This window comes from Sphingorhabdus sp. (assembly GCF_044357595.1).
Lineage (GTDB): Bacteria > Pseudomonadota > Alphaproteobacteria > Sphingomonadales > Sphingomonadaceae > Sphingorhabdus_B.
In genome coordinates, this window is sequence record NZ_JBIKPH010000002.1 from 1 (window position 1) to 24,385 (window position 24,385).

General features: G+C 55.1%; 22 protein-coding genes. 19 read left to right on the forward strand and 3 right to left on the reverse strand.

Going from position 1 to position 24,385, the window contains the following annotated elements; genetic code table 11:
• On the reverse strand, window positions 1-313 hold a 313-nt coding region (locus ACIQ2T_RS00485), incomplete at its 3' end, for an outer membrane lipoprotein carrier protein LolA (RefSeq protein ID WP_397589086.1).
• A 64-nt stretch (window positions 314-377) separates the two neighbouring features.
• Complete coding sequence (locus tag ACIQ2T_RS00490; protein WP_397589087.1) at window positions 378-2,663, reverse strand: DNA translocase FtsK 4TM domain-containing protein; 2,286 nt, start codon at window positions 2,661-2,663, stop codon at window positions 378-380.
• 204 nt (window positions 2,664-2,867) lie between these two features.
• Here ACIQ2T_RS00490 and ACIQ2T_RS00495 point away from each other — a divergent pair, with 204 nt between their 5' ends.
• Entirely contained in the window at window positions 2,868-4,091 is a 1,224-nt protein-coding gene (locus ACIQ2T_RS00495) for an FAD-dependent monooxygenase (protein ID WP_397589088.1), read from the forward strand.
• 7 nt (window positions 4,092-4,098) lie between these two features.
• Here ACIQ2T_RS00495 and ACIQ2T_RS00500 read toward each other — a convergent pair whose 3' ends face one another.
• The gene (locus ACIQ2T_RS00500; protein ID WP_397589089.1) at window positions 4,099-4,764 is read right to left on the reverse strand and encodes an OmpA family protein; all 666 of its coding nucleotides are present in this window, start codon (window positions 4,762-4,764) and stop codon (window positions 4,099-4,101) included.
• A 151-nt stretch (window positions 4,765-4,915) separates the two neighbouring features.
• On the opposite strand from ACIQ2T_RS00500, the gene ACIQ2T_RS00505 reads away from it, so the two are divergent.
• From ACIQ2T_RS00505 to ACIQ2T_RS00590, 18 genes are all read left to right on the forward strand, one after another.
• A complete protein-coding gene (locus ACIQ2T_RS00505; protein ID WP_397589090.1) occupies window positions 4,916-6,253 on the forward strand; it encodes a hemolysin family protein in 1,338 nt (445 codons plus the stop codon).
• 72 nt (window positions 6,254-6,325) lie between these two features.
• The gene (locus ACIQ2T_RS00510; RefSeq protein ID WP_315470978.1) at window positions 6,326-7,105 is read left to right on the forward strand and encodes a succinate dehydrogenase iron-sulfur subunit; all 780 of its coding nucleotides are present in this window, start codon (window positions 6,326-6,328) and stop codon (window positions 7,103-7,105) included.
• 44 nt (window positions 7,106-7,149) lie between these two features.
• The gene (locus ACIQ2T_RS00515) at window positions 7,150-7,602 is read left to right on the forward strand and encodes a PaaI family thioesterase (RefSeq protein WP_397589091.1); all 453 of its coding nucleotides are present in this window, start codon (window positions 7,150-7,152) and stop codon (window positions 7,600-7,602) included.
• Window positions 7,603-7,610: 8 nt separating this feature from the next.
• Window positions 7,611-8,723 carry a cell division protein ZapE gene (gene zapE / locus ACIQ2T_RS00520; protein WP_397589167.1) on the forward strand — a complete coding sequence of 371 codons (1,113 nt, stop codon included), beginning with the start codon at window positions 7,611-7,613 and terminating at the stop codon, window positions 8,721-8,723.
• A 24-nt stretch (window positions 8,724-8,747) separates the two neighbouring features.
• On the forward strand, window positions 8,748-10,136 hold the full coding sequence (locus tag ACIQ2T_RS00525; protein WP_397589092.1) for a M20/M25/M40 family metallo-hydrolase: 1,389 nt from the start codon (window positions 8,748-8,750) through the stop codon (window positions 10,134-10,136).
• A 146-nt stretch (window positions 10,137-10,282) separates the two neighbouring features.
• Window positions 10,283-11,245, forward strand: coding sequence for a malate dehydrogenase (mdh, locus tag ACIQ2T_RS00530; protein WP_397589093.1), 963 nt, complete (start codon window positions 10,283-10,285; stop codon window positions 11,243-11,245).
• 28 nt (window positions 11,246-11,273) lie between these two features.
• A complete protein-coding gene (sucD, locus tag ACIQ2T_RS00535) occupies window positions 11,274-12,158 on the forward strand; it encodes a succinate--CoA ligase subunit alpha (RefSeq protein WP_353209556.1) in 885 nt (294 codons plus the stop codon).
• 9 nt (window positions 12,159-12,167) lie between these two features.
• Window positions 12,168-13,076 carry an SDR family NAD(P)-dependent oxidoreductase gene (locus tag ACIQ2T_RS00540; protein ID WP_397589168.1) on the forward strand — a complete coding sequence of 303 codons (909 nt, stop codon included), beginning with the start codon at window positions 12,168-12,170 and terminating at the stop codon, window positions 13,074-13,076.
• Window positions 13,077-13,094: 18 nt separating this feature from the next.
• Entirely contained in the window at window positions 13,095-13,931 is an 837-nt protein-coding gene (locus ACIQ2T_RS00545; RefSeq protein WP_397589094.1) for a MaoC/PaaZ C-terminal domain-containing protein, read from the forward strand.
• A gap of 62 nt (window positions 13,932-13,993) precedes the next feature.
• Window positions 13,994-15,148 carry an acyl-CoA dehydrogenase family protein gene (locus ACIQ2T_RS00550; RefSeq protein ID WP_397589095.1) on the forward strand — a complete coding sequence of 385 codons (1,155 nt, stop codon included), beginning with the start codon at window positions 13,994-13,996 and terminating at the stop codon, window positions 15,146-15,148.
• Between the two features lie 31 nt (window positions 15,149-15,179).
• Window positions 15,180-16,382, forward strand: coding sequence for a CoA transferase (locus tag ACIQ2T_RS00555; RefSeq protein WP_397589096.1), 1,203 nt, complete (start codon window positions 15,180-15,182; stop codon window positions 16,380-16,382).
• Window positions 16,379-17,593, forward strand: coding sequence for an acetyl-CoA C-acetyltransferase (locus ACIQ2T_RS00560; protein ID WP_397589097.1), 1,215 nt, complete (start codon window positions 16,379-16,381; stop codon window positions 17,591-17,593). The genes ACIQ2T_RS00555 and ACIQ2T_RS00560 overlap by 4 nt, the downstream gene beginning before the upstream one ends.
• Complete coding sequence (locus ACIQ2T_RS00565) at window positions 17,590-19,182, forward strand: acyl-CoA dehydrogenase family protein (protein WP_397589098.1); 1,593 nt, start codon at window positions 17,590-17,592, stop codon at window positions 19,180-19,182. Before ACIQ2T_RS00560 ends, ACIQ2T_RS00565 begins: the two co-directional genes overlap by 4 nt.
• Entirely contained in the window at window positions 19,179-20,033 is an 855-nt protein-coding gene (locus tag ACIQ2T_RS00570; RefSeq protein WP_397589099.1) for a MaoC family dehydratase N-terminal domain-containing protein, read from the forward strand. Before ACIQ2T_RS00565 ends, ACIQ2T_RS00570 begins: the two co-directional genes overlap by 4 nt.
• Window position 20,034: 1 nt before the next feature.
• Window positions 20,035-21,213, forward strand: a complete 1,179-nt coding sequence (locus tag ACIQ2T_RS00575; protein ID WP_397589100.1) for an acyl-CoA dehydrogenase family protein — start codon at window positions 20,035-20,037, stop codon at window positions 21,211-21,213.
• A gap of 17 nt (window positions 21,214-21,230) precedes the next feature.
• On the forward strand, window positions 21,231-22,013 hold the full coding sequence (locus ACIQ2T_RS00580) for an SDR family NAD(P)-dependent oxidoreductase (protein WP_397589101.1): 783 nt from the start codon (window positions 21,231-21,233) through the stop codon (window positions 22,011-22,013).
• A gap of 22 nt (window positions 22,014-22,035) precedes the next feature.
• The gene (locus tag ACIQ2T_RS00585; protein WP_397589169.1) at window positions 22,036-23,289 is read left to right on the forward strand and encodes an acetyl-CoA C-acetyltransferase; all 1,254 of its coding nucleotides are present in this window, start codon (window positions 22,036-22,038) and stop codon (window positions 23,287-23,289) included.
• A 36-nt stretch (window positions 23,290-23,325) separates the two neighbouring features.
• The gene (locus tag ACIQ2T_RS00590) at window positions 23,326-24,384 is read left to right on the forward strand and encodes a CaiB/BaiF CoA transferase family protein (protein ID WP_397589102.1); all 1,059 of its coding nucleotides are present in this window, start codon (window positions 23,326-23,328) and stop codon (window positions 24,382-24,384) included.
• Window position 24,385 lies beyond the last annotated feature (1 nt).

Below are 24,385 nucleotides of genomic sequence, written 5' to 3' on the forward strand. Positions count from 1 at the left end.
TGCGGATTGGCCAACGCTGCACTTGTTTTACCTCGTAATCCACCATGGTTAGCGCGCGGCCATCGGCCACGATTAGCAACGGCACGTCCTTTTGATATTCAAAACGCACTTGGCCCGGGCGTTTTAGTAGTAGCTTACCCGTTAATACCCTTCCGTTTCGATCCGCCTGGGTGAAGTCAGCCGACATCGTGCCAACCGCTTTCATGTGCGCCACGACGCGTGCCAAACGCGCAGACGAGGATTGTGCAGTTGTTGGCACGGTCGCAACCAGCGCCATCGGCGCGAAAAACAGGGCATATTTCAGATATGTCATCTTTATTTCCTTGGACAGGGTGCGGCGACCATTATCGCCCTTGCCTTGAACCCCGTCTTAACGCCTACATTGGGTCGCCGTTCCGGTCACGCAGCACTTCACGGCGGCCGATATGGTTCGGAGCGCCGATGAAACCATCCTCCTCCATCCGGTCAATCAGCCGCGCTGCGCTGTTATAGCCAATGCGCAATTGGCGCTGTATCCAGCTTGTGGATGCCTTCTGGCTTTCGAACACAATTTGGCACGCCTTGCGATATTGTGAATCTTCTTCGCTATCGTCACCGCCCATACCGCCAAAATCAAAGCCGCCCTCTTCAGGTTCTTCCGTCACGGCCTGGATATAATCAGGCTGACCTTGGCCACGCCAATGGTCCGCCACGCGCCGCACTTCATCATCGGACACAAATGGGCCGTGAATGCGCGTCAGCCCTCGGCCACTCGCCATATATAGCATGTCGCCCTTACCCAGCAGTTGCTCTGCCCCTTGCTCCCCTAAAATCGTCCGGCTGTCGATTTTCGATGTGACATGGAACGAGATACGCGTGGGCAAGTTTGCCTTAATGACGCCCGTGATGACATCTACCGAAGGTCGCTGCGTTGCCATAATCAGGTGGATACCCGCCGCGCGCGCCTTTTGTGCTAGGCGTTGAATAAGGAATTCAACCTCCTTGCCTGCAGTCATCATGAGGTCCGCAAGCTCATCGACGATAACCACAATCTGCGGCATAGGCTCGTAAGCGAGGCTCTCTTCCTCATATTGTGGCTGGCCAGTCATCGGGTCGTAACCGATCTGCACCTTGCGTCCCAATGGCGCGCCTTTTGCCGCTGCGTTGCGAACCTTTTCATTAAAGTTCGCAAGGTTGCGCACGCCAAGCGAGGACATCATCCGATAACGCTCCTCCATCTGCTCCACCGCCCATTTCAGTGCGCGAATGGCTTTTGCAGGCTCCGTTACAACGGGCGACAGCAGATGTGGAATATCGTCATAGCTGCTCAGCTCAAGCATCTTGGGATCGATCATGATCATCCGGCACTGGTCCGGTGTTAGGCGGTACAGCAACGACAAAATCATACAGTTTAAGCCGACAGATTTACCTGACCCAGTGGTTCCCGCGACCAAAAGGTGGGGCATTGGGGCAAGATCGGCAATGACAGGGTCACCCGAAATGTTCTTGCCCAAGATTATTGGCAATGCACCCTTCTGCTCAGCAAAAGCATCTGACCCCACCATTTCCTGAAAAACCACAGCCTCACGGTGCGCATTGGGAAGCTCAATACCCATGACCGTCCGTCCGGGAATTGTCGAAACACGCGCCGATAAGGCTGACATGTTGCGCGCAATATCTTCGGCCAATTGAATGACACGGCTTGATTTAATACCAGCCGCGGGTTCAAGTTCGTACATTGTGACCACTGGGCCTGGCCGCACCGCAACAATCTGCCCTTTGACGTGGAAATCATCGAGAACCGATTCAAGCAGCCGCGCATTTGCTTCAAGCGCCGCTTTGTCAAGTTTAGGCACGGAGATGGCCGGTGGCGGATCGAGCAACTCAAGCGATGGCAAAACAAAGCTGCCAAAAAAGTCGCCTTGTCGTGCGCCCGTCGCAAATGCCGCTTTTTTCGGTGCAAGCGTGCGATCTTCAATAACCGGCGGCTTGCGTTGATCGGGCTCCACCGACTTGCGCGGTGGTTTAGGCTCGACAATCTGTGGCGGAGCCAAATCATCGCCCATCAAGGCGTGGGCGTCCCCCATAACGCTGCCGAATTTCGGCATGGCAAGCGTTGGAATGCGCAACAGCGGTCGTTCAAGCTGAAGCGAGCGAATAACTAGCGTAGCACCGCCCGCCAACGTGCCGAGAATGATGAGAACGCGCAATAAGGTACCGAATACGCCCTTGATTTGGCCAACAAGCGCACTGGTCCCATTGTCTAACAAGAGCGCAATTGTTCCACCCCATCCGGCGGGCAGTCCGATGTCGCTGTTGTGTTGCCAATAGGCCATGCCAAACCCGATCAGCAGCATTCCGATAAGGCACAAGACCAATTGGCGCCTCCACTGAGGCTGTGGCACATCGCGCCACAGACGTCGGGCAAACACCAACAGCAGCGGAAAAAGAAAAATCGCTGGCACACCAAAGACAAACAACATTGCATCGGACACATACGCGCCGCCCTGACCCATCCAGTTATGCTGCACGTCCGCTGCTGCGCTGTTAAACGCGGCGTCTGCGGCCGAATAACTGAGCACCGCCAACCCATAAAATAGCGCAAACAGCCCCAAAGCTGCGGCGCCGAGCAACGCGCCGCTGCGGGTCAATGACGCGCGCAACATCTGACGCCAATTGGCCATATTCGATTTCGAGGTAAATTTAGAAACGCGCGAGGCCATGTCGGTATTGCCAGTATGTAGGAGGTCGCAAAGGACCGAATACCCCCTTTTCGCCTTCGTCGGACTCCCCGTCAAGTATTACAGGGCAAAAGGGGAACGCATGCACGAAAGCTACAGTCAAAATCCCCCTTTGAATCCGGCGCGTCCTTACGGCATAAGCGGGACATGGAAAACAAGGCAGACGTAATCATCATCGGCGGTGGCCTTATTGGCCTTACGCAGGCTCTGGCACTCGCTGCGCAGGGCATCACCAGCCATGTCATTGACCGCGCGGATCAAGCGAACATGCTTGACGCTGCTTATGATGGACGCACTTTTGCAATATCGAGCTCAAGCTACAAATTATTCGACGCAGTCGGGCTTAGCGATGCCTTGGCGGGAAGAGGCTGCCCGATTGAGAAAATCTGGGTCAGCGATAGCCTGAAACCGGGATCGCTCGATTTCGCGCCAGCCGAGGATGACGGATTTTTGGGCCAAATGTTCGAAAGTCGCTATTTGCGCGGCGTATTGTACCGAGCCGCACAGGAACATGCCGCAATCCAGTTGCACATGCCCGCCAATATCATCAACAAATCGCGCGATTCAGGCGCAGCAACCGTGACCCTGGAAAGCGGTCGGGTGCTAACGGCAGACCTGATGATCGTTGCCGAAGGCCGAAGGAGCGAAACGCGTGAAGAGGCCGGAATTCACATCGCGCACTGGCAATATGCGCATCATGCGATTGTCGGCGCGATTTATCACGAGTTGCCGCATAACAATATCGCATATGAAATCTTTTACCCCACGGGACCGTTTGCAGTGCTGCCCATGCTGGATGCAGAGGATGGGCGCCATCGTTCAGCGCTTGTCTGGTCAGTCAAATCCGAGGACGCTGCAGGCTATTTGAAGCTATCCCCGCGTGGGTACACGGCCGAGCTTGAGAAGGGCATGGGCGGATTGTTAGGCAAAGTCGAATTGTCCGCGCCGTTGTCGTCCTACAAATTGGGTTTTCACCATGCTGCGTCGATTACCGCAGAACGGATGGTGCTGATTGGCGACAGTGCACACGGCATTCACCCGATTGCAGGTCAGGGGCTCAATCTGGGTCTTCGGGACGTAGCGGCGCTAACTGAGGTCTTGGTCGACGGCATGCGTTTGGGCCTTGGTCTCGGCGATGCGCAGTTACTTGATCGCTATGGCCGGTGGCGCAGTATCGATACATTGCTGATCGCGGTTTCGACAGACGGGCTGAACCGGTTGTTCTCGATTCCCGGAAAAACGGCATCGGCGGTGCGACGTTTTGGAATGGCAATGGTGCAGCGCGCCGCGCCGGCGAAGGCCTTTTTCATGGCCGAGGCGCGGGGGGAAAGCGGTGCGCTGCCCAAATTGCTTCAAGGGGTGTCGCTCTAAAGCCTGATTACCCCTGCATGACCGGCACAAGGCGAATTTCCACGCGGCGGTTCGCCGAACGACCGGCGGGGTCAAGATTGCTCGCCTTTGGCTGGCTTTCGCCATAACCACGCGTTGCAAGGCGCGCTGACTGAACGCCGCGTATCGACAGATAATCGGCAACTGCCGAGGCCCGGCGTTCCGACAATGTCTGGTTATAGGCATCTGACCCTGTGGAATCGGTGTGGCCCATCACATCGACATAGGTTTTTTCATATTGAGTCAGCGTCGATGCGACTTGGTCAAGCGTGTTGCGGAAACCAGCGTCAATATTCGTGCTGTCGACGCCGAAGGTCACTTCCGATGGCATATCGAGCACAAGATTATCGCCTTCACGAGTGATGTTAACACCTGTGCCGGCCGTTTGCTGCCGCAGTTTCTTTTCCTGCTCATCCATATAATATCCGGCGCCCGCACCCGCCAAGGCACCAATACCAGCTCCGACGATCTTTTCTGTACGATCGCGCTTGCCGCCGATTAAGTCGCCAAGAAGATATCCGCCCAGTGCTCCGCCTATACCACCAATTGCCGCTTTAGAAATCGTGCGCTTTCCGGTCGTAGGATCAGTGACGCAGGCCGACAATGGAAGCATTGCTGCAACAAGTGCTAGCGTAATCATTTGGTTCTTTTTCATTATCTTCCCTTTCAACATGGGCATCGTTTAAACGACACCTGCGATGAACCTGTGATTATGATTTCAATCGGTTGCATCCTTTCCCCATAACGCGGTGCTACGCATTTTGTTGCCAAATGCCCCTTTTTGGTTCTATGGCTCTCGCGTCCTTATGGAGCCTCTTCTTCCTTTCCCGTGGCTTGATGCCGCCATCATCCTAGCGCTTATCGCCTTGAATGGCGTGTTTGCGATGTCGGAGCTTGCTATTGTGTCCGCGCGCACAGCGAAGCTTAAAGCAATGGCCGAAGACGGCAAACGCGGGGCGGCGGCCGCACTTAGGCTTGGGCGCGACCCCGGTAAATTCTTGTCCACAGTGCAAATAGGCATCACGCTCATTGGTATTATTGCAGGTGCATATTCGGGATCGACATTGGGCGGCCCGGTTGCTGATCGCATCGCCTTATTGGGCATCGGCCCTGAATGGTCCGAAACGCTCGGCTTTGGCATCGTTATCAGCATCACGACCTATGCGTCATTGGTCGTCGGAGAGCTGGTGCCAAAGCAATTTGCGCTGATTGCACCCGAAAGAATCGCCGTTTTCATGGCGGGCCCTATGGAGCTGCTGGCCAGCATTACTGCGCCAATCGTGTGGACACTCGACAAATCAAGCGCGACCATTTTTCGCGCGCTTGGGCTGCGTCGGGATAGCCGCGACGCATTGAGTGCCGAAGAATTGCGGATGGTCTTTGCCGAAGCCACCCATGCCGGCATCATTGAAGAACATGAACATAAGGTCATTGCGGGCGTGGTCCGGCTTGCCGACCGGCCAGTACGGGAAGTCATGACACCACGTACCGATGTCGACCGTATTTCTGCCGACGCGTCCGAAGACACCGTGCGCGATTCGCTTTTGAATTCGCTCCATACCCGCTTGCCTGTAACTGGCGGCGATGGCGACGATATCATTGGTGTCGTGCAATCACGCGACATCGTTGCGGCGCAGATCCGCGGTGAGGTGCTCGACATTCGCAAGTTGATGCGCCGCGCCGAGATCATTCCCGATCAGCTGGATGCTATGGACGCGCTAGAGATATTGCGTTCGTCCGATGTCCCGATGCTGTTGGTGCATGACGAGTATGGCCATTTCGAGGGCATTGTTACGCCGAACGATCTTTTGGCGGCAATTGCAGGTGAATTTGCTTCGGATCAGGCACAAGGCAGTGCGCCTAACATCATCACTTTAGACGACGGTTCGATGCTTGTGTCTGGCGCGATGTCGGCCGATGCCATGGCAGAAGCATTGTCAATCGACCTGCCCGATGATCGCGATTATGCTACCGCTGCGGGCCATGTCCTGCACATATTGCGGCACCTGCCTGAAGAAGGCGAGGCGTTCACTGATCAAGGCTGGCATTTCGAGGTTGTCGACATGGATGGACGCAAAATCGACAAGCTGCGTGTCCGACTTGCAGAAAAGGCCGCTAAAGCAGACGCAGTTGAGGGCTTGTGATTGCTTAACTGCTTGGTTAGAGTAACATTCTGATACGAAATTGCATGACTTTAGAGTCCACAGGATATTGATATGGCCGATTTCTTCCTCCCAAAGAACAGCAAAGTCCAAAAGGGCAATGCGCATGCTGCCAAAACCGGTGGCAAGACCAAGACATTCAAGGTCTATCGCTACGATCCTGATAGCGGGCAGAACCCGCGTTACGATACGTTTGAAGTCGATACCGAAAATTGCGGACCAATGGTGCTCGACGCGCTGATCAAGATGAAGGGCGAACAGGATGCGTCGCTCACCTTCCGTCGCTCATGCCGCGAAGGTATCTGTGGCTCTTGCTCGATGAATATTGACGGCAAGAATGGCCTTGCCTGCACCACCGCCATTGAAGATTGTAAAAGCGAAGTCACGCTTACCCCCTTGCCGCATATGGAAGTCATCAAGGACCTCGTCCCCGACTTCACACATTTCTATGCGCAATATGCCTCTATCAAGCCGTGGCTCCAAACTGTAACGCCTGAACCATCTGGCAAGGAGCGGCTTCAGTCGCCAGAGGATCGCGCTAAACTCGACGGCTTGTACGAGTGCATATTGTGCGCTTGCTGCTCGACCAGTTGCCCATCTTATTGGTGGAACAGCGATAAGTTTTTGGGTCCTGCTATTTTGCTTCAAGCCTATCGCTGGTTAGCGGACAGCCGTGACGAGATGGCCGGCGAGCGCTTGGATGAACTGGAAGATCCATTCCGTCTGTATCGCTGCCACACGATCATGAACTGCGCGAACGCGTGCCCCAAAGGATTGAACCCAGCCAAGGCCATTGCGGAAACGAAGAAGATGGTAGCCGAACGTCACCTTTAGGCGCGTAGATTACATCAAAGGCCTTTGATCGTTTAGGATTGCCGTTGGATAAACCCGCCTTTGACAGCAGCCCTGACCCAGATAATCCTGGGTGGCTGAAATGGCAGATGACAGATGCCAGCCGCTACAACGGTACAGTGCTTGGCAAAATGCTGGTGCGGCGGGTAGGTGACAATGATGTCCGGTTACAGATGTTTCCGGAGCATCGGCACACTAACCTTCAAAACTCTGTGCACGGCGGCGTCACGCTTGGCTTCATCGATGTGGCAATGTTTGCAGCTTCGCGGATGTTTGGACTGATCGAGTCTGGTACCGCTGTAACCTTGGACCTGTCGGTGCAGTTCATGGGAGCGGGCGTCATTGGAACACCGCTTGAAGCAGAGGTTGAGCTTCTGAAAGAAACAGGCAGGCTGCTTTTTCTCCGCGGCGTCGTAACACAAAAAGAAGACCGGATTGCCGCATTTTCCGGCACCATCCGCAAACCGACGAAAAAATGAAGCCACTAATGCTTAGCGTCACTGGCCGATATGACGCACTGGTAGCAGCAAGCGAGCTAAGGCCTGACACCGACCAGGCAACCGCGGTAGCCGCACTGGCCAAAGTGCAAGGCGAGCTTGAGGCAGCTCCACCGCGCGGCGGCAATTTTTGGCGTTTCTTGGGACGTAAACCCGACCCTGCACGCGGACTATATCTTTGGGGCGGCGTTGGGCGCGGTAAATCCATGCTGATGGACCTGTTTTTCGACAGCGTTCAGATCAAGCGCAAACGGCGTGCGCATTTCCATGAGTTTATGCTTGAGATCCATGCTAGGCTTAAGGCCGAGCGTGTGAAGGAAGAGGGTGACCCAATCCCGCCAATCGTCGCCGCATTGGCGGACGAAGCGCATGTGTTGTGCTTTGACGAAATGGTGGTGAATAATATGGCAGACGCGGCAATCATGTCGCGACTTTTTGCTGGCCTCATCGCCGCGGGTGTTACCGTTGTCACAACATCAAACCGTCATCCCGATGACCTGTACAAAGATGGCCTCAACCGACAATTGTTTCTGCCCTTCATCGCTTTAATCAAGGACAGGCTCGATATCGTCACGCTTGATGGGCCGACGGATTATAGGCGGGACCGTTTGGGGAGCGCTAAAATCTGGCTTGTATCCAATGGCCCGGGGGCAACGGCCGCGCTTTCTGAGACATTTTTCCGTATGACGGATTATCCGCCCGAGGACCGCGCGCATGTGCCAGCGTTGGAAATGGACTTGGGTGGCGGGCGCATGCTGCATGTGCCCAAAGCGCTGAAAGGCGTTGCGGTGTTCTCATTCAAGCGGCTGTGCGTCGAAGCACGCGGGGCTGCGGATTACCTCGCCATTGCTCGGCGTTTTCACACAGTTCTCATAGTTGGAATCCCCGTTTTGGGTCCGCATAATCGTAATGAAGCGGCGCGGTTTGTGACGTTAATCGATGCGCTATACGAGTATCGCGTAAAGCTGCTTGCAAGCGCTGATGCGGAGCCAGATCATTTGTATCCGCAAGGCGATGGGCGGTTTGAGTTTGATCGCACCGTATCCCGCCTGATGGAAATGCAGTCGGAGGATTATCTGGCGGAAGGGCATGGCCCGCGTTAGCATGGCGCACAAGGGAGAGATGTGATGGGACGGAAGACGTTATTATTGGCTGGCTTATTGGCGCTGACCACTGCTGCTAACGCGCAAGCGACAAGTGCGCAGCAAACAGCCGAGCGTGACCTGTTTGCAAAGATTGTCGAAATTCCGACGGTAGAGGGGCAGCCTGCGGAATTCAAAAAGCTGACCAGCCTATTGACGTCAGAATTCCGCAAAGGTGGTATCACAAATGTCATCGTCAAAGATCATGATAATACCCAGACATTGATCGCGCGCTGGCCCGCAGCCAAGCCGTCGGGCAAAAAGCCTATATTGCTGATGGCACATATGGATGTCGTTGCGGCCAAGGCAAGCGATTGGAAATATCCGCCGTTCCAGTTCCGCGAAGAAGGCGGCTATTATCTGGGTCGTGGTTCGAATGATAATAAGGCCGCGTTGACGGGTATTGTCCTCGCCCTGCAGTATTTGCACGCCGAAAAATTTGCGCCAACGCGGGATATCATCGTTTTGTTTACCGGGGACGAAGAAACCATTGGCAATGGCGCCCGGCGGGCGGCGAGTGAATGGCGCGGCCTAATTGACGCCGAATATGCGTTGAACGGTGATGCAGGTGGTGGGTCGGTGTTTCCCGATGGGCGCGTTGAAGGTTTTGGCATTCAGATTGCGGAAAAAACCTATGCCGATTTCCGGCTTACGGCGGTCAATCGCGGCGGACACAGCAGCACGCCGCGTCCTGATAATGCTATCTACGCGCTCGCCAGCGCCTTGACGGCGATTGAACGGCACCGTTTCCCCGCCATGATCAACGACGCCACGCGTGCCAGTTATGAGATACTAGCAAAGGGTGACAGCGGCCAATATGGTGAACTAGTCCGTCGATTTCTTGCCGACCCTCAGGACCGCGAAACCGCAGACCTCTTGGAAGCTATGGACCCCGGCAGTACGCGCACCCGATGCGTTGCAACGATGCTATCGGGCGGGCATGCACCAAATGCCCTACCGCAAAAGGCCGAAGCCAATGTAAACTGCCGCATTTTTCCCAGTGTGAAGATTGAAGAGGTCCGGCAGCAATTGCAGGCGCTGTCGGGACCAGATGTCACTGTTACTGCGGTGGAAGGATCGCAAACCCCCGAAACCGCACCGTCGCCCATGCGCGACGACATAACGCAGGCCTATCGGGCTGCGGTTGCCACACGCTTCCCCAATGCGCCCGTTCTGCCGTTTCAGTCCGCTGGCGCAACCGATGGTGCATTCTTACGCGCCGCCGGTATTCCCGTTTATGGCTTCGGCGGCCTATGGGGCATAGTCGGCCAGCGGGAAGGTGCACATGGTCTAGATGAACGCGTCTGGGCCGAAGGATTTCACGGTCAAGTGCCCATCTGGATGGAGATGCTGCGGCGGGTAGCTGGCACCTGACGGCCAAACTTCCACCCTCTATCGCTATTGCGAACTGTTATCAAAAAAAGCGTTGCTTCGTGCCTTTATTGGGTTGTTATTGAGCGGGAATCGGCGTAACGCCGCCGTAATTCCGCTCAAAGCCCCTAGGGAAGGACAGTTTTTTCATGGCTCGCAAGAAAATTGCACTCATCGGCGCCGGTAATATCGGCGGCACCCTCGCCCATCTCGCAGCATTAAAGGGCCTTGGCGACATCGTCCTTTTCGACGTTGTCGAAGGCATCCCCCAAGGTAAGGCGCTTGACCTGTCGCAATGCGGCCCGGTTGAGGGTTTTGATTCAAAGATTACCGGCACCAATGATTATGCCGACATCGCAGGCGCGGATGTCATCATCGTAACCGCTGGCGTCGCGCGCAAGCCCGGCATGAGCCGCGATGATTTGCTCGGTATAAATTTAAAGGTCATGAAGGCCGTCGGCGAAGGCATCGCGGCCAACGCACCAAATGCATTTGTCATCTGCATCACTAACCCGCTCGATGCGATGGTATGGGCGTTGCGTGAATTCTCCGGCCTCCCACATCATATGGTCGTCGGCATGGCCGGCGTGCTGGACTCGGCACGCTTCAGCCATTTCTTGGCCGATGAATTCCAAGTTTCGGTCAAAGACGTCACCAGCTTTGTGCTGGGCGGTCATGGCGACACGATGGTTCCAGTCATTCAATATTCGACCGTTTCAGGCATTCCGGTACCAGACCTTATCGCGATGGGCATGTCGACGCAGGATCGCATCGACGGGATCGTTCAGCGCACCCGCAGCGGTGGTGGCGAAATCGTCGCATTGCTCAAGACTGGTTCGGCTTATTACGCGCCAGCCACGAGCGGCATCGCAATGGCCGAAGCCTATCTTTACGATCAAAAGCGCGTTCTTCCCGCAGCGGCCCACCTCACCGGCCAATATGGCGTCGATAATCTCTATGTCGGCGTGCCCGTGATGATCGGTGCTGGCGGCGTTGAGAAAATTGTCGAGATTGCACTTGATGATGAAGCCAAATCCAACCTCGCCGTCAGCGTGGATGCCGTTAAAGAATTGCTGGTCGCGTGCAAGGCCATCGACCCGTCGCTTACCTAAGCGCACCTCAAGATTTCAGGAGACGTTTGTGAGCATCCTCGTCAATAAACATACTAAGATCATCACGCAGGGCATGACCGGCGCAACTGGGACTTTTCATACCGAACAGGCGCTGGCTTATGGCTCACAAATGGTGGGTGGTGTTACACCCGGCAAGGGCGGAACGACGCATATCGGCTTGCCGATGTTCGACACTGTGCTTGAGGCCAAGCAAGTGACAGGCGCAGACGCCTCGGTTGTATATGTACCGCCCCCCTTTGCAGCCGACTCGATCCTTGAAGCCATCGATGCTGAAATCCCGCTGATCGTTTGTATCACTGAAGGCATTCCGGTGCTTGACATGGTGAAGGTAAAGCGTGCGCTTTCGGGCTCGAAATCCCGCCTAATCGGTCCAAATTGTCCGGGCGTATTGACACCAAACGAATGCAAGATCGGCATCATGCCCGGCAGTATTTTCTCGGCGGGCTCAGTCGGCGTTGTCTCGCGCTCAGGTACGCTCACTTATGAAGCCGTGTTCCAAACAACAGCAGAAGGCCTTGGCCAGACGACTGCGGTCGGCATTGGGGGCGACCCAGTCAACGGCACCAACTTCATTGATTGCCTTGAGCTGTTCCTCGCCGATGATGCCACCAAGTCGATCATCATGATCGGTGAAATCGGCGGCAGCGCAGAAGAAGAAGCGGCGCAGTTCCTGATCGACGAAGCCAAAAAGGGCCGCAAAAAGCCAATGGCCGGTTTCATCGCTGGACGCACGGCGCCTCCGGGCCGCCGTATGGGCCATGCTGGTGCAATCGTGTCGGGTGGCAAAGGCGACGCCGAAAGCAAGATTGCTGCCATGGAAGCAGCGGGCATCCGCGTATCGCCATCGCCTTCCTTGCTCGGCAAGACATTGGTCGAAGTTTTAAAGGGTTAATTTATGGGAATGCTTGAAGGTAAAGTTGTAGCGGTCACCGGTGCCGGACGTGGTGTGGGTCGTGAAATAGCATTGCTATGTGCCGCACATGGAGCGTCCGTTGTTGTGAATGATCCTGGTGTCGGAGAGGGCGGAGAAGGCGGCGACGCTGGGCCTGCCCAAGAAACGGTGAATGATATCACTGTCGCTGGTGGAAAGGCGCATGCCAATATGGCGAGTGTCGCTGATCCTGTTGGTGCGACATCAATCATAGAAGATGCTGTTCAACGCTTTGGGCGGATTGATGCCGTGGTGAACAATGCAGGGATATTGCGTGATACCATTTGGCATAAGATGAGTTATGAAGATTGGCGCGCCGTGATCGATGTGCATCTCAACGGCAGCTTTAACGTGTCAAAAGCTGCAACGCCCTATTTTCGCGAGCAGCAGTCGGGCAGTTTTATCCATTTCACCTCTACAAGCGGTTTGGTGGGTAATATCGGGCAGGCAAATTATTCTGCCGCAAAGTTGGGCATTGTCGGTCTTTCCCAATCCATTGCACTCGACATGGCCCGCGCTGGGGTGCGGTCAAACTGTATCGCGCCATTTGCTTGGAGCCGGATGATAGCGTCGATTCCTGCCGAAACACCCGAACAACAGGCGCGTGTCGAAAAGTTCAAATCGATGAGCGCCGATAAGATTGCTCCAATGGTGGTCTATCTTGCTTCGGATGCCTCCAAAGACGTTACAAACCAGATTTTCTCGGTTCGCAAGAATGAGATTGTGCTTTTCGGAAAACCACGTCCCATCCGTTCGATGACGAAAGTTGAAGGATGGACGCCGGAGACAATCGCAGCGGAGCTTATCCCATCCTTCGCTCCAAGCTTTGCCCGGGCGGATGAGGTTTCAGCACATGTTTTTGCCCATGATCCGATTTAAGTAATTGGTATCATGGTAATGAACCCGGAAACGCTGCTTGGCTCCCCACCAATTCGCGTTGAACAAAATTGGCAAGAGCGGGACAGCATTCTCTATGCATTGGGTGTAGGCAGTGAAGACTTGGATTTTGTATATGAAGATGGCCTGAAAGCACTGCCCATGATGGCCGTCGTTCTCGGTTATCCAGGCTTTATCTGGCAGAATCCTGAATGGAATGTTGACTGGAAAAAAGTTCTGCATGGCGAACAGTCAATCATCATTCATGCGCCATTGCCGGCCAAAGGGCATTTCATCGGTGAAACACGAATTACGAAATTGATCGATAAAGGTGCCGAAAAAGGTGCTATCGCCATGGTCGGGCGTCAAATTGTGGGCGGCGACGGCAAACATTACGCCGACGTTATTGCGACTATATTCTTGCGTGGCGATGGTGGATTTGGTGGTTCGCCAGATGGTGCGCCAGTACCGCACAAGGTTCCAAGTGAAAGGGGACCCGATTTATCTGTCGATATGCCAACTGCCAAAAATAGTGCTATGATTTACCGCCTTTCCGGGGACCTTAACCCGCTGCACATTGATCCAGATGTTGCGCGGGATGGCGGTTTTGAGCGCCCAATTTTGCATGGCCTTGCTACATATGGGGTTGTTGGCCGTGCGTTGCTTTCGGCGTTAGTGGATAATGATCCATCGCGTGTGCGCCGGATGGACGTCCGTTTTTCGCGACCCGTTGAACCAGGTGAAACAATTCGGACGGACATCTGGATTGAGAGTGATGGAAAAGCAGCATTTCAGTCGACAAGTATTGAACGCAATGTCACGGTTCTGTCGAATGGATATTTTGAATTTACGGCATAAAAGCCAGTCATGAATAGCGAAAAGAAAAATTCGTTTTTTGTATCGCAGGGAAAGGGAACATTATGGATAATGATATTTTTGAACAGTTTATCGAGCAGCTTCAGCGTTATGTTCGTGAACGGTTAATTCCTGCGGAAAAGGAAATCCTCCAAACAGATATAATTCCGGATTCAATTATGGCCGAGATGCGGGATATGGGCCTTTTTGGCCTGACGATGCCTGAAGAATATGGCGGAGCGGGAATGAATATTCAGCAATATATCCGCACGATCCGCGAAATGAGCTATGCCATGCCATGCTATCGCTCGATCACGTCAATCAACATTGGGATGATTTGTTCGGCGTTTAAAAATGGCGGCACTGACGCGCAGAAATCAGAATGGTTGCCGCGATTGGCAGCGGGTGAAGTTGCCTCTTTTGGCCTTACCGAGCCTGGATCCGGTTCCGATTCCGCCGCTATGCAGACCATTGCCGTAAAGTCCGGCAATGGCTGGGTATTGAACGGGACAAAGCGCTATATTACCAATGCGCCTTTCGCGAAGGTCGCGCTTATCATGGCCCGTACCAGCAAAGAAGCGCTTCCCAAAAATGCGCATGTATCAGCCTTTATCGTTCCTATGGACACCGCTGGGATCACCGTTGGTAAATCCGACAAAAAAATGGGGCAGGCGGGAAGCCATATTGCCGATATCATCATGGAAGATGTAAAATTGCCTGCTGATGCCATCTTGGGCGGCGAGGAAGGTAAAGGCTTTGCTTTTGCCATGCAGAGCCTCGATAATGGGCGGCTTTCAGTGGGGGCGGCAGCAACGGGTTATGCCCGCCGTGCGCTCGATAGCGCGCTGCGCTATGCCAATGAACGTAAGGCTTTCGGCGAACCGATTGCCAATTTCCAGCTGATCCAGCAAATGCTCGCCGACAGCGACATCGAAATCTATGCTGCCGAGTGCATGCTCGATGACGCTGCACGTCGCGCAGATGCAGGCGAAAATGTCCTGCGGAAGGCCGCCGCTGCAAAGGTGTTTGCTACCGAAATGTGCGGCCGTGTGGTTGACCGCGTGGTCCAGATTTACGGGGGCGCTGGTTATCTTGCAGAATATGATGCGGAACGTTTCTACCGCGACGCACGCATTTACCGGATTTATGAAGGCACAACCCAGATCCTGCAGCTTCAGATTGCCAAGCATATGCTGCGCGAATGGGCGGCTCAGGGCTGATGACACGTGCGTAATTCCCAAGGTCTAATGCATGTATAATTTGCTGGATGGTCTCAAGATTATCGAGGCGTCGTCCTTTGTGGCATCGCCGACAGCTGGTCTGTATTGCGCGCAATTTGGGGCAGAGGTGATCCGTGTCGATCAGGTTGGTGGCGGCCCAGATTACCATCGCTGGCCAGTGACTGAGGCGAATGACTCGCTGTACTGGGAAAATCTAAACCGCGCCAAAAAATCAGTCGCGCTTGATCTATCCAGCCCGCAGGGGCGCGAGTTGTTGCAGGAACTGGTGCGCGTCACTGGTCAGTTCATCACCAATTTCCCCGCAGAGGGTTTTCTTTCGCATGCAAAATTGGCTGAAGGATGTGCCGATCTTGTAACCGTGCGTGTCATGGGCTGGGCCGACGGGGCGCCTGCGCTTGATTACACGGTGAATAATGCGGTTGGCTATCCCATGATGACTGGCGCTGGCCCTGAACCCGTCAATCATGTGTTGCCTGCTTGGGATGTCATCAGCGGCGCCTATGCTGCATTTGCAATGCTGGCGGCTATTCGTAGGCGCGAACAGACGGGCGAGGGCAGTGAGGTTCGCATTCCACTGTCGGACGTCGCCATAGGCACCGTTGCCAATCTGGGCGGTGTCGCAGAAGTGTTGCACAATAATGCCAATCGTCCTCGGCTCGGCAACGCGGTCTATGGTTTGTTCGGGCGTGATTTTGTCACCAAAAACAATGTGCGCACGATGATCGTCGTTGTAACCCATCGCCAATGGGCAAATCTAATCGGTGCGCTTGATTTAAAGGCGCAAGTGCAAGCAATAGAGGCCGAGCGCGGCGTTAGTTTTGCCAAAGACGATGGGCTTCGCTTTGAGCATCGTGATGCGCTCTATCCATTGTTTGAAAGGGCGATTGGTTCGCTCGACCACGCGGTGATGGCTGCGACGCTTGATGAGGCCGGAATTGTTCATTCGGCCTATCGAACCATGCTGGATGCCGCGCATGATCCACGCTTGGTCGGCAATAACCCGATGTTTAGCGACTTTGGCGCAAACCCATCTGGCTTCAATTATCCTGCCGCTGGTGCATTTGGCAGTATTCCCCAAATGCAGCGTGGTGACGCGAAGGCCGCCCCGCGAAATGGGGAGCATAGTGAGGAAATATTGAGTACTTCGCTCGGCCTGTCCTCGGGGGAAATCGCCCGTCTTATCGACTCTGGAATATTAGGAATTGCCACATGAATAAGCTTCGCCGTGCCGCTATCGTCGCTCCCATCCGCACGCCCGTCGGTAAATTTGGTGGTGCTTTATCCTCACTCAACGCAGGTGACTTGGGCGGTATCATCCTCAAGGCACTGATCGAGCGGACAAAGATTGATCCGACCCGCGTGGACGACGTGGTATTTGCCCAAGGCTATGGCAATGGAGAAGCGCCCTGCATTGGACATTGGGCGTGGCTTGCGGCGGGCCTTCCGATTGAGGTGCCTGGCTATCAAGTCGACCGTCGTTGTGGATCTGGCCTGCAAGCAATTGTGAATGCTGCAATGATGGTCCAAACCGGCGTTAGCGATGTGGTGGTTGTGGGCGGGTGCGAAAGCATGTCCAACGTCGAGCATTACACAACCGATATTCGCAAAGGCGTTCGGGCAGGCAATCTGACCTTGCATGACCGGTTGACCCGCGGACGCGTCATGAGCCAGCCGGTTGAGCGCTTTGGTGTTATCACCGGTATGATCGAAACAGCCGAAAATCTGGCCAAGGACCATGACATCAGCCGCGAAGCGTGTGACGCATATGCGGCCCGATCGCATCAGCGCGCGGCTGCGGCATGGGCAAATGGTCTGTTTGACGATGAATTGGTTCCCGTGCGCATCGCGCAAAGGAAAGGCGATCCCATCGTCTTTGATCATGACGAAGGCTATCGCGCGGACGCGACGCTTGAGACAATGGCTGCGTTACGGCCGCTCGAGGGCGGCGTTGTTACTGCGGGCAATGCCAGCCAACAAAATGACGCTGGCGCAGCCTGCCTGGTTGTCGCTGAAGACAAGCTTGAAGAGCTTGGGCTGGAACCCATAGCCTATTTTCATAGCTGGGCCGCAGCCGGTTGCGAGCCATCACGCATGGGCTTTGGTCCCGTTCCAGCGACTGAGCGTCTCTTTGCGCGCAATGGCCTTTCCTGGGACGACATCGGTCTGGTTGAATTGAACGAGGCGTTTGCGCCGCAAGTGCTCGCCTGTCTCAAGGGCTGGGGCTGGTCGGATGATGACAGCCGCCATGACATGCTTAACGTCAACGGTTCCGGTATTTCGCTTGGTCACCCCATTGGTGCAACGGGTGGTCGTATATTGGCGAACCTGACCCGTGAAATGCATCGCAGGGACGTCCGTTTCGGGCTTGAAACGATGTGCATTGGCGGCGGTCAGGGAATCGCGGCGGTGTTCGAGCGGGCATGAACTTTACTGCCGCACTGGACGCTGCCGAGGGCTACCGCGATGCGGCGAAAGCCGCGTTGGCCGCGCGCCTATCGGAGCGGTCGATTGAAGCAGACCAGCGCGCAGCGCATGGCTTTGCATGGGTGGCAACCAGCGTTGCTGCGTTGGATGCCGTTCACCTTTGGCTCGATAGCAATGGCGGCGGGACACAGTTGGACCGTCACATTGCCTCCATTATTTTTACGGAAACCTTGGGCCAACTGACGGGCGGCCTGCCAATGGGGCAGAACGAGATATTTCGGCCCGTCGACCTTGGGATAAACAACGCGGCGCAGTCACTGGCACAAAATTGCGCTTCGTGGTTGCACACCGATCAAGCCGATACGCGCGAGGCGGTGGCGCAGGCGTTGGCAGAGGGCCAGATGCCAAGCGAAAGCCTGCATGACGCCGAAGTCGACGCTATCCGTGACCAATATCGGCGGTTTACGACAAGCGAGATATTGCCGCATGCCCATAAATGGCATCTCGCGAATGACCTTATTCCAGATGCAACCATCGCCGACATGGCCGCGCTTGGCACTTTCGGCGTGTGCATCCCCGCTGAATATGGCGGTTTGGGACTATCCAAGCTGGTCATGTGCGTTGTTACAGAAGAGCTATCGCGCGGCTGGATTGGCGCAGGTTCGCTTAGCACGCGATCAGAAATCGCGGGCGAATTGATTTCAATGGGCGGCACGGAAGCGCAAAAAACGCATTGGTTGCCCATGATTGCAAGCGGCAAGATACTGCCAACCGCGGTATTTACCGAACCAGACACAGGCTCCGACCTTGGCGCGCTTCAGACGCGGGCGCGGCGCGATAATGGCAATTGGATTATAAGCGGGGCGAAGACCTGGATTACCCATGCAAGCCGTTCTGACCTCATGACCATGCTTGTGCGGACCGCCCCAGATGAAAAGGGCTATGCGGGGCTGTCTATGCTGTTGGTGCCAAAACCACGGGGAACGGAGGCTGACCTTTTTCCGGCTGCTTGCATGTCGGGTAGTGAAATCGAAGTACTCGGTTATCGCGGCATGCGTGAATATGCGCTGCAATTTGACGGTATGATTGCACCTGATGATGCTCTTTTGGGTGGTGAGGAAGGGCAGGGTTTCAAGCAGTTGATGCGCACCTTCGAGGGCGCGCGCATTCAAACCGCGGCGCGGGCGGTTGGTGTTGCGAAAAGGGCGCTGGAGCTGGGTTTGGATTATGCCACCAACCGCAAGCAATTCGGCAAAGCTATCATCGGGTTCCCACGCGTGGCCGATAAGCTTGCCATGAGCTTGGCGGATTTCGTTATGACACGCGAACTGACTTATGCCGCGGCCCGTGCCAAGGATTCCGGCAAACGCTGCGATATTGAGGCGGGTATGGCGAAACTACTGGCTGCGCGTGCGGCATGGAGCAATGCAGATGCTGCGCTCCAAATTCATGGCGGCAATGGCTATGCGCTCGAATATGAAATCAGCCGCGTTTTATGCGATGCGCGGATCTTGAACATTTTCGAAGGGGCCGCGGAAATTCAGGCGCAGGTCATTGCCAAGGGCCTTATCGGAGGACGGAGTTCATGAGCGCATGGGATGCATGGATCGGGCGCGAGGAGGTGCGGACAGATCGGATCGATGATGGTCTGGCGTCGCGCTGGCTTGCTACCCTTGATCGTGATGCGTCGAGTGATGGCAATGTGCCACAGGGATTGCACTGGTGTCTATGTGTCCCGGATGCTGTGACAGCGCAACTTGGTCCTGACGGCCACCCGGCGCGTGATGATAGCCCGAACAGTTTTCTTCCACCCGTGCCCTTGCCGCGCCGAATGTGGGCATCAAGCAAAGTAGAGTTTTTTGTGCCATTGCGGGTTGGTGAAGCGGTTAATCGCACGTCACACATCGAATCTATTACCGAAAAATCAGGCGGATCTGGCCAATTGGTCTTTGTCGATGTGGCGCATGAAACATTTGGCGTATCCGGCCTGTCTATCCGTGAGGTGCAGAGCATCGTTTATCGTGAAGGCGCCGGGCCTGACGCAGCTTTGTCGCCGCCCAAAGCGGAGCAAGGGCACATTGATTTAGATGGTTGGAGCAGCCATCGCATGCTTACACCAAGCGAGCCGCTGTTATTCCGCTTCTCCGCGCTAACGTTCAACAGCCACCGGATACATTATGATTTGCCTTATGCGCAAGGCGAAGAGCGCTATCGCGGTCTTGTCGTCCACGGCCCGTTGACCGCGACATTATTACTGGATTTGGCGGGGCGGGAGTTCGGCGATAATGCGCTTACACATTTTACCTACCGGGGCCTTTCGCCTGCAATTTGCGGTGAGGCTTTGCACCTTGTGATGCGCGGATCAGGTAATGAAATCGAAATGGCGGCTTTTGCTGCCGATGGACGGCAAGTGACTGCCGCAACAGCTCAAAGGAAATGATATGATAACTGAAAGCGAAGACATTAGCGAAATCCGCCGTGCGGTGCAGGCGTTATGCGCGGAATTCCCCGGTGCTTATTGGCGAGAAAAAGATAGCGAACGCGCTTATCCGGGCGAATTTGTTGATGCGCTAACGAAAGCAGGGTTCCTCGCCGCGCTTATCCCGGAAGTTTATGGCGGTTCTGGCCTAAAGCTCGATGCCGCAGCGGTGATCATGGAAGAAATTCAGGCAGCAGGCTGCAACGGCGCGTCGGCCCATGCCCAGATGTACATCATGAACACGTTGCTGAAATATGGCAGCGAAGAACAGAAGCAGGAATATCTGCCACGTATCGCGACAGGCGAGCTGCGCCTGCAGGCCTTTGGTGTTTCTGAACCGACCAGCGGCACCGACACGCTTTCCTTGCGGACTGTCGCTGTGCGGGACGGTGACGAATATGTCATCAATGGCCAGAAGATCTGGACCAGTCGTGCAGAATATTCCGACCTGATGATGTTGCTTGCGCGCACAACGCCACGTGAAGAGGTGGCAAGTAAGACCGAAGGGCTCTCCATCTTCTTGGTCGATATGCGCAAAGTGGTTGGCCCAAAATCCGAAGCGGGTGGGGGCATGACTATCAAGCCAATCCGTACGATGATGAACCATTCAACGACCGAAGTCTTCTTTGACGATATGCGGATCCCCGCGTCAGCCTTGGTTGGCGAAGAAGGCAAAGGCTTCCGCTATATCCTGTCGGGCATGAATGCCGAGCGTATCCTCATTGCCGCCGAATGCATTGGTGATGCCAAATGGTTCATTAAAAAGGCCAGCGATTATGCGAGCGAACGCAATGTCTTTGGTCGCGCCATTGGTCAGAACCAAGGCGTGCAGTTTCCGATCGCACGCTGCTACGCACAAATGTGCGCAGCCGAACTGATGGTGCATCATTCAGCTCAGGTTTTTGACGCTGGAGGTAACCCGGGCGCAGAGGCGAATATGGCCAAGCTTCTTGCGTCAGAAGCTAGCTGGGCTGCTGCGGACATGTGCGTCCAAACGCATGGCGGCTTTGGCTTTGCCGAAGAGTATGACGTTGAACGGAAATTCCGCGAAGCACGTCTTTACACAGTTGCCCCGATCAGCACGAACCTGATCCTCAGCTATCTTGCCGAGCATGTTCTCGGCCTTCCCCGCAGCTATTAATTGAAAGGATTCATAACATGAAAATCGATAACACAACTGCAGCAGTGGTCACTGGTGGCGCATCGGGCCTTGGCCGTGCCTCAGCTGAAGCAATGGCTGCAGCTGGCATCAAGGTTGCCATATTTGACTTGAATGAAGAAACCGGCACCGAAGTCGCCAATGCTATTGGCGGCGTGTTCTGCAAAGTTGATATCATGGACGAAGAATCGGTCGTGGCTGGCTTTGAAAAAGCGCGTGCTGCGCATGGGCAGGAACGTATCACGGTCCATTGCGCCATGGCGACACGGCGCGGGAAAACGCTCGCCTTTGACAAGGAGGCCGGTAAGCTAAAGCGCCTTTCGACGGAAGATTATGCTTATGGCGTTCACGGTATCTTGGTTGCCAGCTACCGCATCGCTTCTTTGTCCGCCGAGGGTATGGCAACGCTGGAACCATTGGAAGATGGTGAGCGCGGTGTAATCGTCTTGACGGCTTCTGTCGCTGCACAGGACGGACAAATTGGTCAGGTGACTTATGGTTCGGCCAAGTCCGGCGTAAATGGCTTGGTCCTGCCAATGGCGCGTGACCTCATGGACCTCGGAATTCGCGTCAACTGTATCATGCCAGGCATTTTCTCAACGCCGCTGATGCTGGGTGCTAAGCCACAAGTGCTGGAAAGCCTGGCCGCTTCGGTGCCTTTCCCAAAGCGCCTTGGCAAGCCTTCCGAATTCGGCAGCTTGGTTATGGAGTTTGTTCGCAATAGCTACTTCAACGCGCAAAGCATTCGTCTTGATGGCGCCATCCGGATGGCACCCCGTTAAATCCAATTGAAGGGACAGTATGATGTCAACCGCATATATAGTCGATGCATGCCGCACGCCGCGTGGTATCGGCAAACAAGGCAAAGGCGCGCTTGCACATTTGCATCCGCAAGAATTGGGGGCGACGGTGTTGCGGGCAATCCGCGACCGTAATGCTCTCGATACCTCCAAGGTAGATGACATCATCTGGTCAACAAGCCAGCAACGTGGCAAGCAAGCAGGCGACCTCGGCCGGCTGTCTGCACTTTGGGCGGATTACGACCTGAAAGCCAGCGGCGTTACCCTTGACCGTTATTGTGGTGGCGGGATCACCAGCGTTAGTTTCGCTGCGGCACAAATCATGGCTGGCTTTGAAGATGTCATCATTGCGGGCGGCACAGAAATGATGAGCCATCACGCTGAATGTGATGCTTGGGAAGTTGGCACTGAATATGTCGCTCTCGGCAGGGCGCGGGGGAACCAAGATTTGCATTTGGAACATCCGATCTCGCATGTGGGCGTTGCCGCTGACGCCATCGCATCGATGGAAGGCATTAGCCGCGCCGAACTTGAGGCGCTTGGCGCAGATAGCCAACGCAAGGCTAAGGTTGCGATGGATGAAGGCCGTTTCGACAAGAGTGTTGTCCCTGTCTACAACGCAGACGGGTCGGTAGCATTAGACACAGAGGAATATCCCCGTCCCGCAACCACACAGGAAAGCCTTGCCGCATTAAAGCCAGCATTTGTAGCTATAGAACAGATGGTTGCCAGTCCAGACGGCACCAATATGCGGCAGATGATAGAGCGTAAATATCCCGATCTGAAATGGGAACCAATGCATCATGCTGGAACCAGCTCTGGCGTGGTCGATGGCGCAGCGGCATTGCTGCTGGCGTCGGAAGCCGCGATTAAGGAGAATGGCTGGAAACCGCGCGCACGCATTGTCGCTTCGGTAAACGTGGGTGATTGCCCGACGCTCATTCTGAATGCGCCTGCACCTGCAGCGCGCAAGGCGCTTGAGCGTGCGAACCTAAGCGTTGCAGACATTGACGTTTGGGAGATCAACGAGGCATTTGCTGTCGTGACCGAAAAGGCGATTCGTGACCTTGGCATTGACCGCAATAAAGTGAACATCAACGGCGGTTCAATAGCTTTGGGCCACCCGATTGGCGCGACGGGGGCGATCCTCATTGGAACCGCTCTCGATGAATTGGAACGCTCAGGCGGACGTTACGCGCTGATTACCATGTGTGCATTTGGCGGTATGGCGCCAGCTATGATCATTGAACGTGTCTAAGCGGCATCCGCAAGCAACTCTAAAGGGGTAAGAAAAATGCCAGGCGTTTTGGATGGCGTGACCGTTATCGAACTTGCAGGAATCGGTCCCGGGCCGTTTTGCGGCATGATGCTGGCCGATCACGGTGCGCGCGTTATTCGAGTGGAGCGTCCGGGTAATGCCGGACGTTTCGGCGAAGGTGGAAATCGCGATATTCTCAACCGCAATCGTGAGCGGATCGAGCTAGATCTTAAAAACCCTGAAGCGATTGCGCAGATCAAGGAACTGGCAAAATCCGCCGATGCACTTATCGAAGGTTATCGGCCCGGCGTGCTTGAACGGCTAGGTATCGGGCCAGATGTATTGTTGGCGATAAATCCAAAGCTTGTTATTGGCCGGATGACCGGATGGGGACAGGAGGGGCCTATGGCTCCGCTTGCCGGGCACGACATCAACTATATCGCCTTGTCCGGCGCCCTCCACTCATATGGGCGCAAGGGTGAAAAACCGACATTTGCGACGAACGCAGTCGGCGATTTTGGTGGCGGTGGCATGATGCTCGCATTTGGCGTTGTGTCGGCGATTTTGCACGTCCGTTCCGGAGGTATTGGACAGGTTGTTGATTGCGCGATGGTTGATGGTGCAGCCATCCTTTCAGCTATGACATACACATTCCTTGCCAACGGCCAATGGCAAGACGAGCGCGGTGTCAACCTGCTCGATAGTGGTGCGCATTTTTACGACACTTATGAAACTAAGGACGGCAAATGGGTCTCGCTAGGTTCAATTGAACCGCAATTTTATGCGCTGTTGCTCGAGAAAACGGGCCTAGATGCAGACGCCGATTTTGCGCAGCAAATGGACCAGTCGCGTTGGGATGAATTGAAGGGGCGCATGGCCGAGGTTATGCTTACGAAGACCCGCGACGAATGGTGTACGATCATGGATGGAACCGACATCTGCTTTGCGCCGGTTCTAAGCCTTACTGAAGCGCCTAAGCATCCTCATGTGGCCGCGCGGGGTACTTTTGTTGAAGATGCAGGAATTGTACAACCAGCACCCGCCCCGCGATTTTCGGCGACCCCTGCCGATCCAGTGAAAATGGCTGGCTGGTAAA

Coding starts and splice junctions, on each gene's coding strand:
- ACIQ2T_RS00490 (WP_397589087.1), bottom strand. CDS start 2,663: ATGGCCAATTGGCGTCAGATGTTGCGCGCGTCATTGACCCGCAGCGGC.
- ACIQ2T_RS00495 (WP_397589088.1), top strand. CDS start 2,868: ATGGAAAACAAGGCAGACGTAATCATCATCGGCGGTGGCCTTATTGGC.
- ACIQ2T_RS00500 (WP_397589089.1), bottom strand. CDS start 4,764: ATGAAAAAGAACCAAATGATTACGCTAGCACTTGTTGCAGCAATGCTT.
- ACIQ2T_RS00505 (WP_397589090.1), top strand. CDS start 4,916: ATGGAGCCTCTTCTTCCTTTCCCGTGGCTTGATGCCGCCATCATCCTA.
- ACIQ2T_RS00510 (WP_315470978.1), top strand. CDS start 6,326: ATGGCCGATTTCTTCCTCCCAAAGAACAGCAAAGTCCAAAAGGGCAAT.
- zapE (WP_397589167.1), top strand. CDS start 7,611: ATGCTTAGCGTCACTGGCCGATATGACGCACTGGTAGCAGCAAGCGAG.
- ACIQ2T_RS00525 (WP_397589092.1), top strand. CDS start 8,748: ATGGGACGGAAGACGTTATTATTGGCTGGCTTATTGGCGCTGACCACT.
- mdh (WP_397589093.1), top strand. CDS start 10,283: ATGGCTCGCAAGAAAATTGCACTCATCGGCGCCGGTAATATCGGCGGC.
- ACIQ2T_RS00540 (WP_397589168.1), top strand. CDS start 12,168: ATGCTTGAAGGTAAAGTTGTAGCGGTCACCGGTGCCGGACGTGGTGTG.
- ACIQ2T_RS00545 (WP_397589094.1), top strand. CDS start 13,095: ATGAACCCGGAAACGCTGCTTGGCTCCCCACCAATTCGCGTTGAACAA.
- ACIQ2T_RS00550 (WP_397589095.1), top strand. CDS start 13,994: ATGGATAATGATATTTTTGAACAGTTTATCGAGCAGCTTCAGCGTTAT.
- ACIQ2T_RS00555 (WP_397589096.1), top strand. CDS start 15,180: ATGTATAATTTGCTGGATGGTCTCAAGATTATCGAGGCGTCGTCCTTT.
- ACIQ2T_RS00560 (WP_397589097.1), top strand. CDS start 16,379: ATGAATAAGCTTCGCCGTGCCGCTATCGTCGCTCCCATCCGCACGCCC.
- ACIQ2T_RS00565 (WP_397589098.1), top strand. CDS start 17,590: ATGAACTTTACTGCCGCACTGGACGCTGCCGAGGGCTACCGCGATGCG.
- ACIQ2T_RS00570 (WP_397589099.1), top strand. CDS start 19,179: ATGAGCGCATGGGATGCATGGATCGGGCGCGAGGAGGTGCGGACAGAT.
- ACIQ2T_RS00575 (WP_397589100.1), top strand. CDS start 20,035: ATGATAACTGAAAGCGAAGACATTAGCGAAATCCGCCGTGCGGTGCAG.
- ACIQ2T_RS00580 (WP_397589101.1), top strand. CDS start 21,231: ATGAAAATCGATAACACAACTGCAGCAGTGGTCACTGGTGGCGCATCG.
- ACIQ2T_RS00585 (WP_397589169.1), top strand. CDS start 22,036: ATGTCAACCGCATATATAGTCGATGCATGCCGCACGCCGCGTGGTATC.
- ACIQ2T_RS00590 (WP_397589102.1), top strand. CDS start 23,326: ATGCCAGGCGTTTTGGATGGCGTGACCGTTATCGAACTTGCAGGAATC.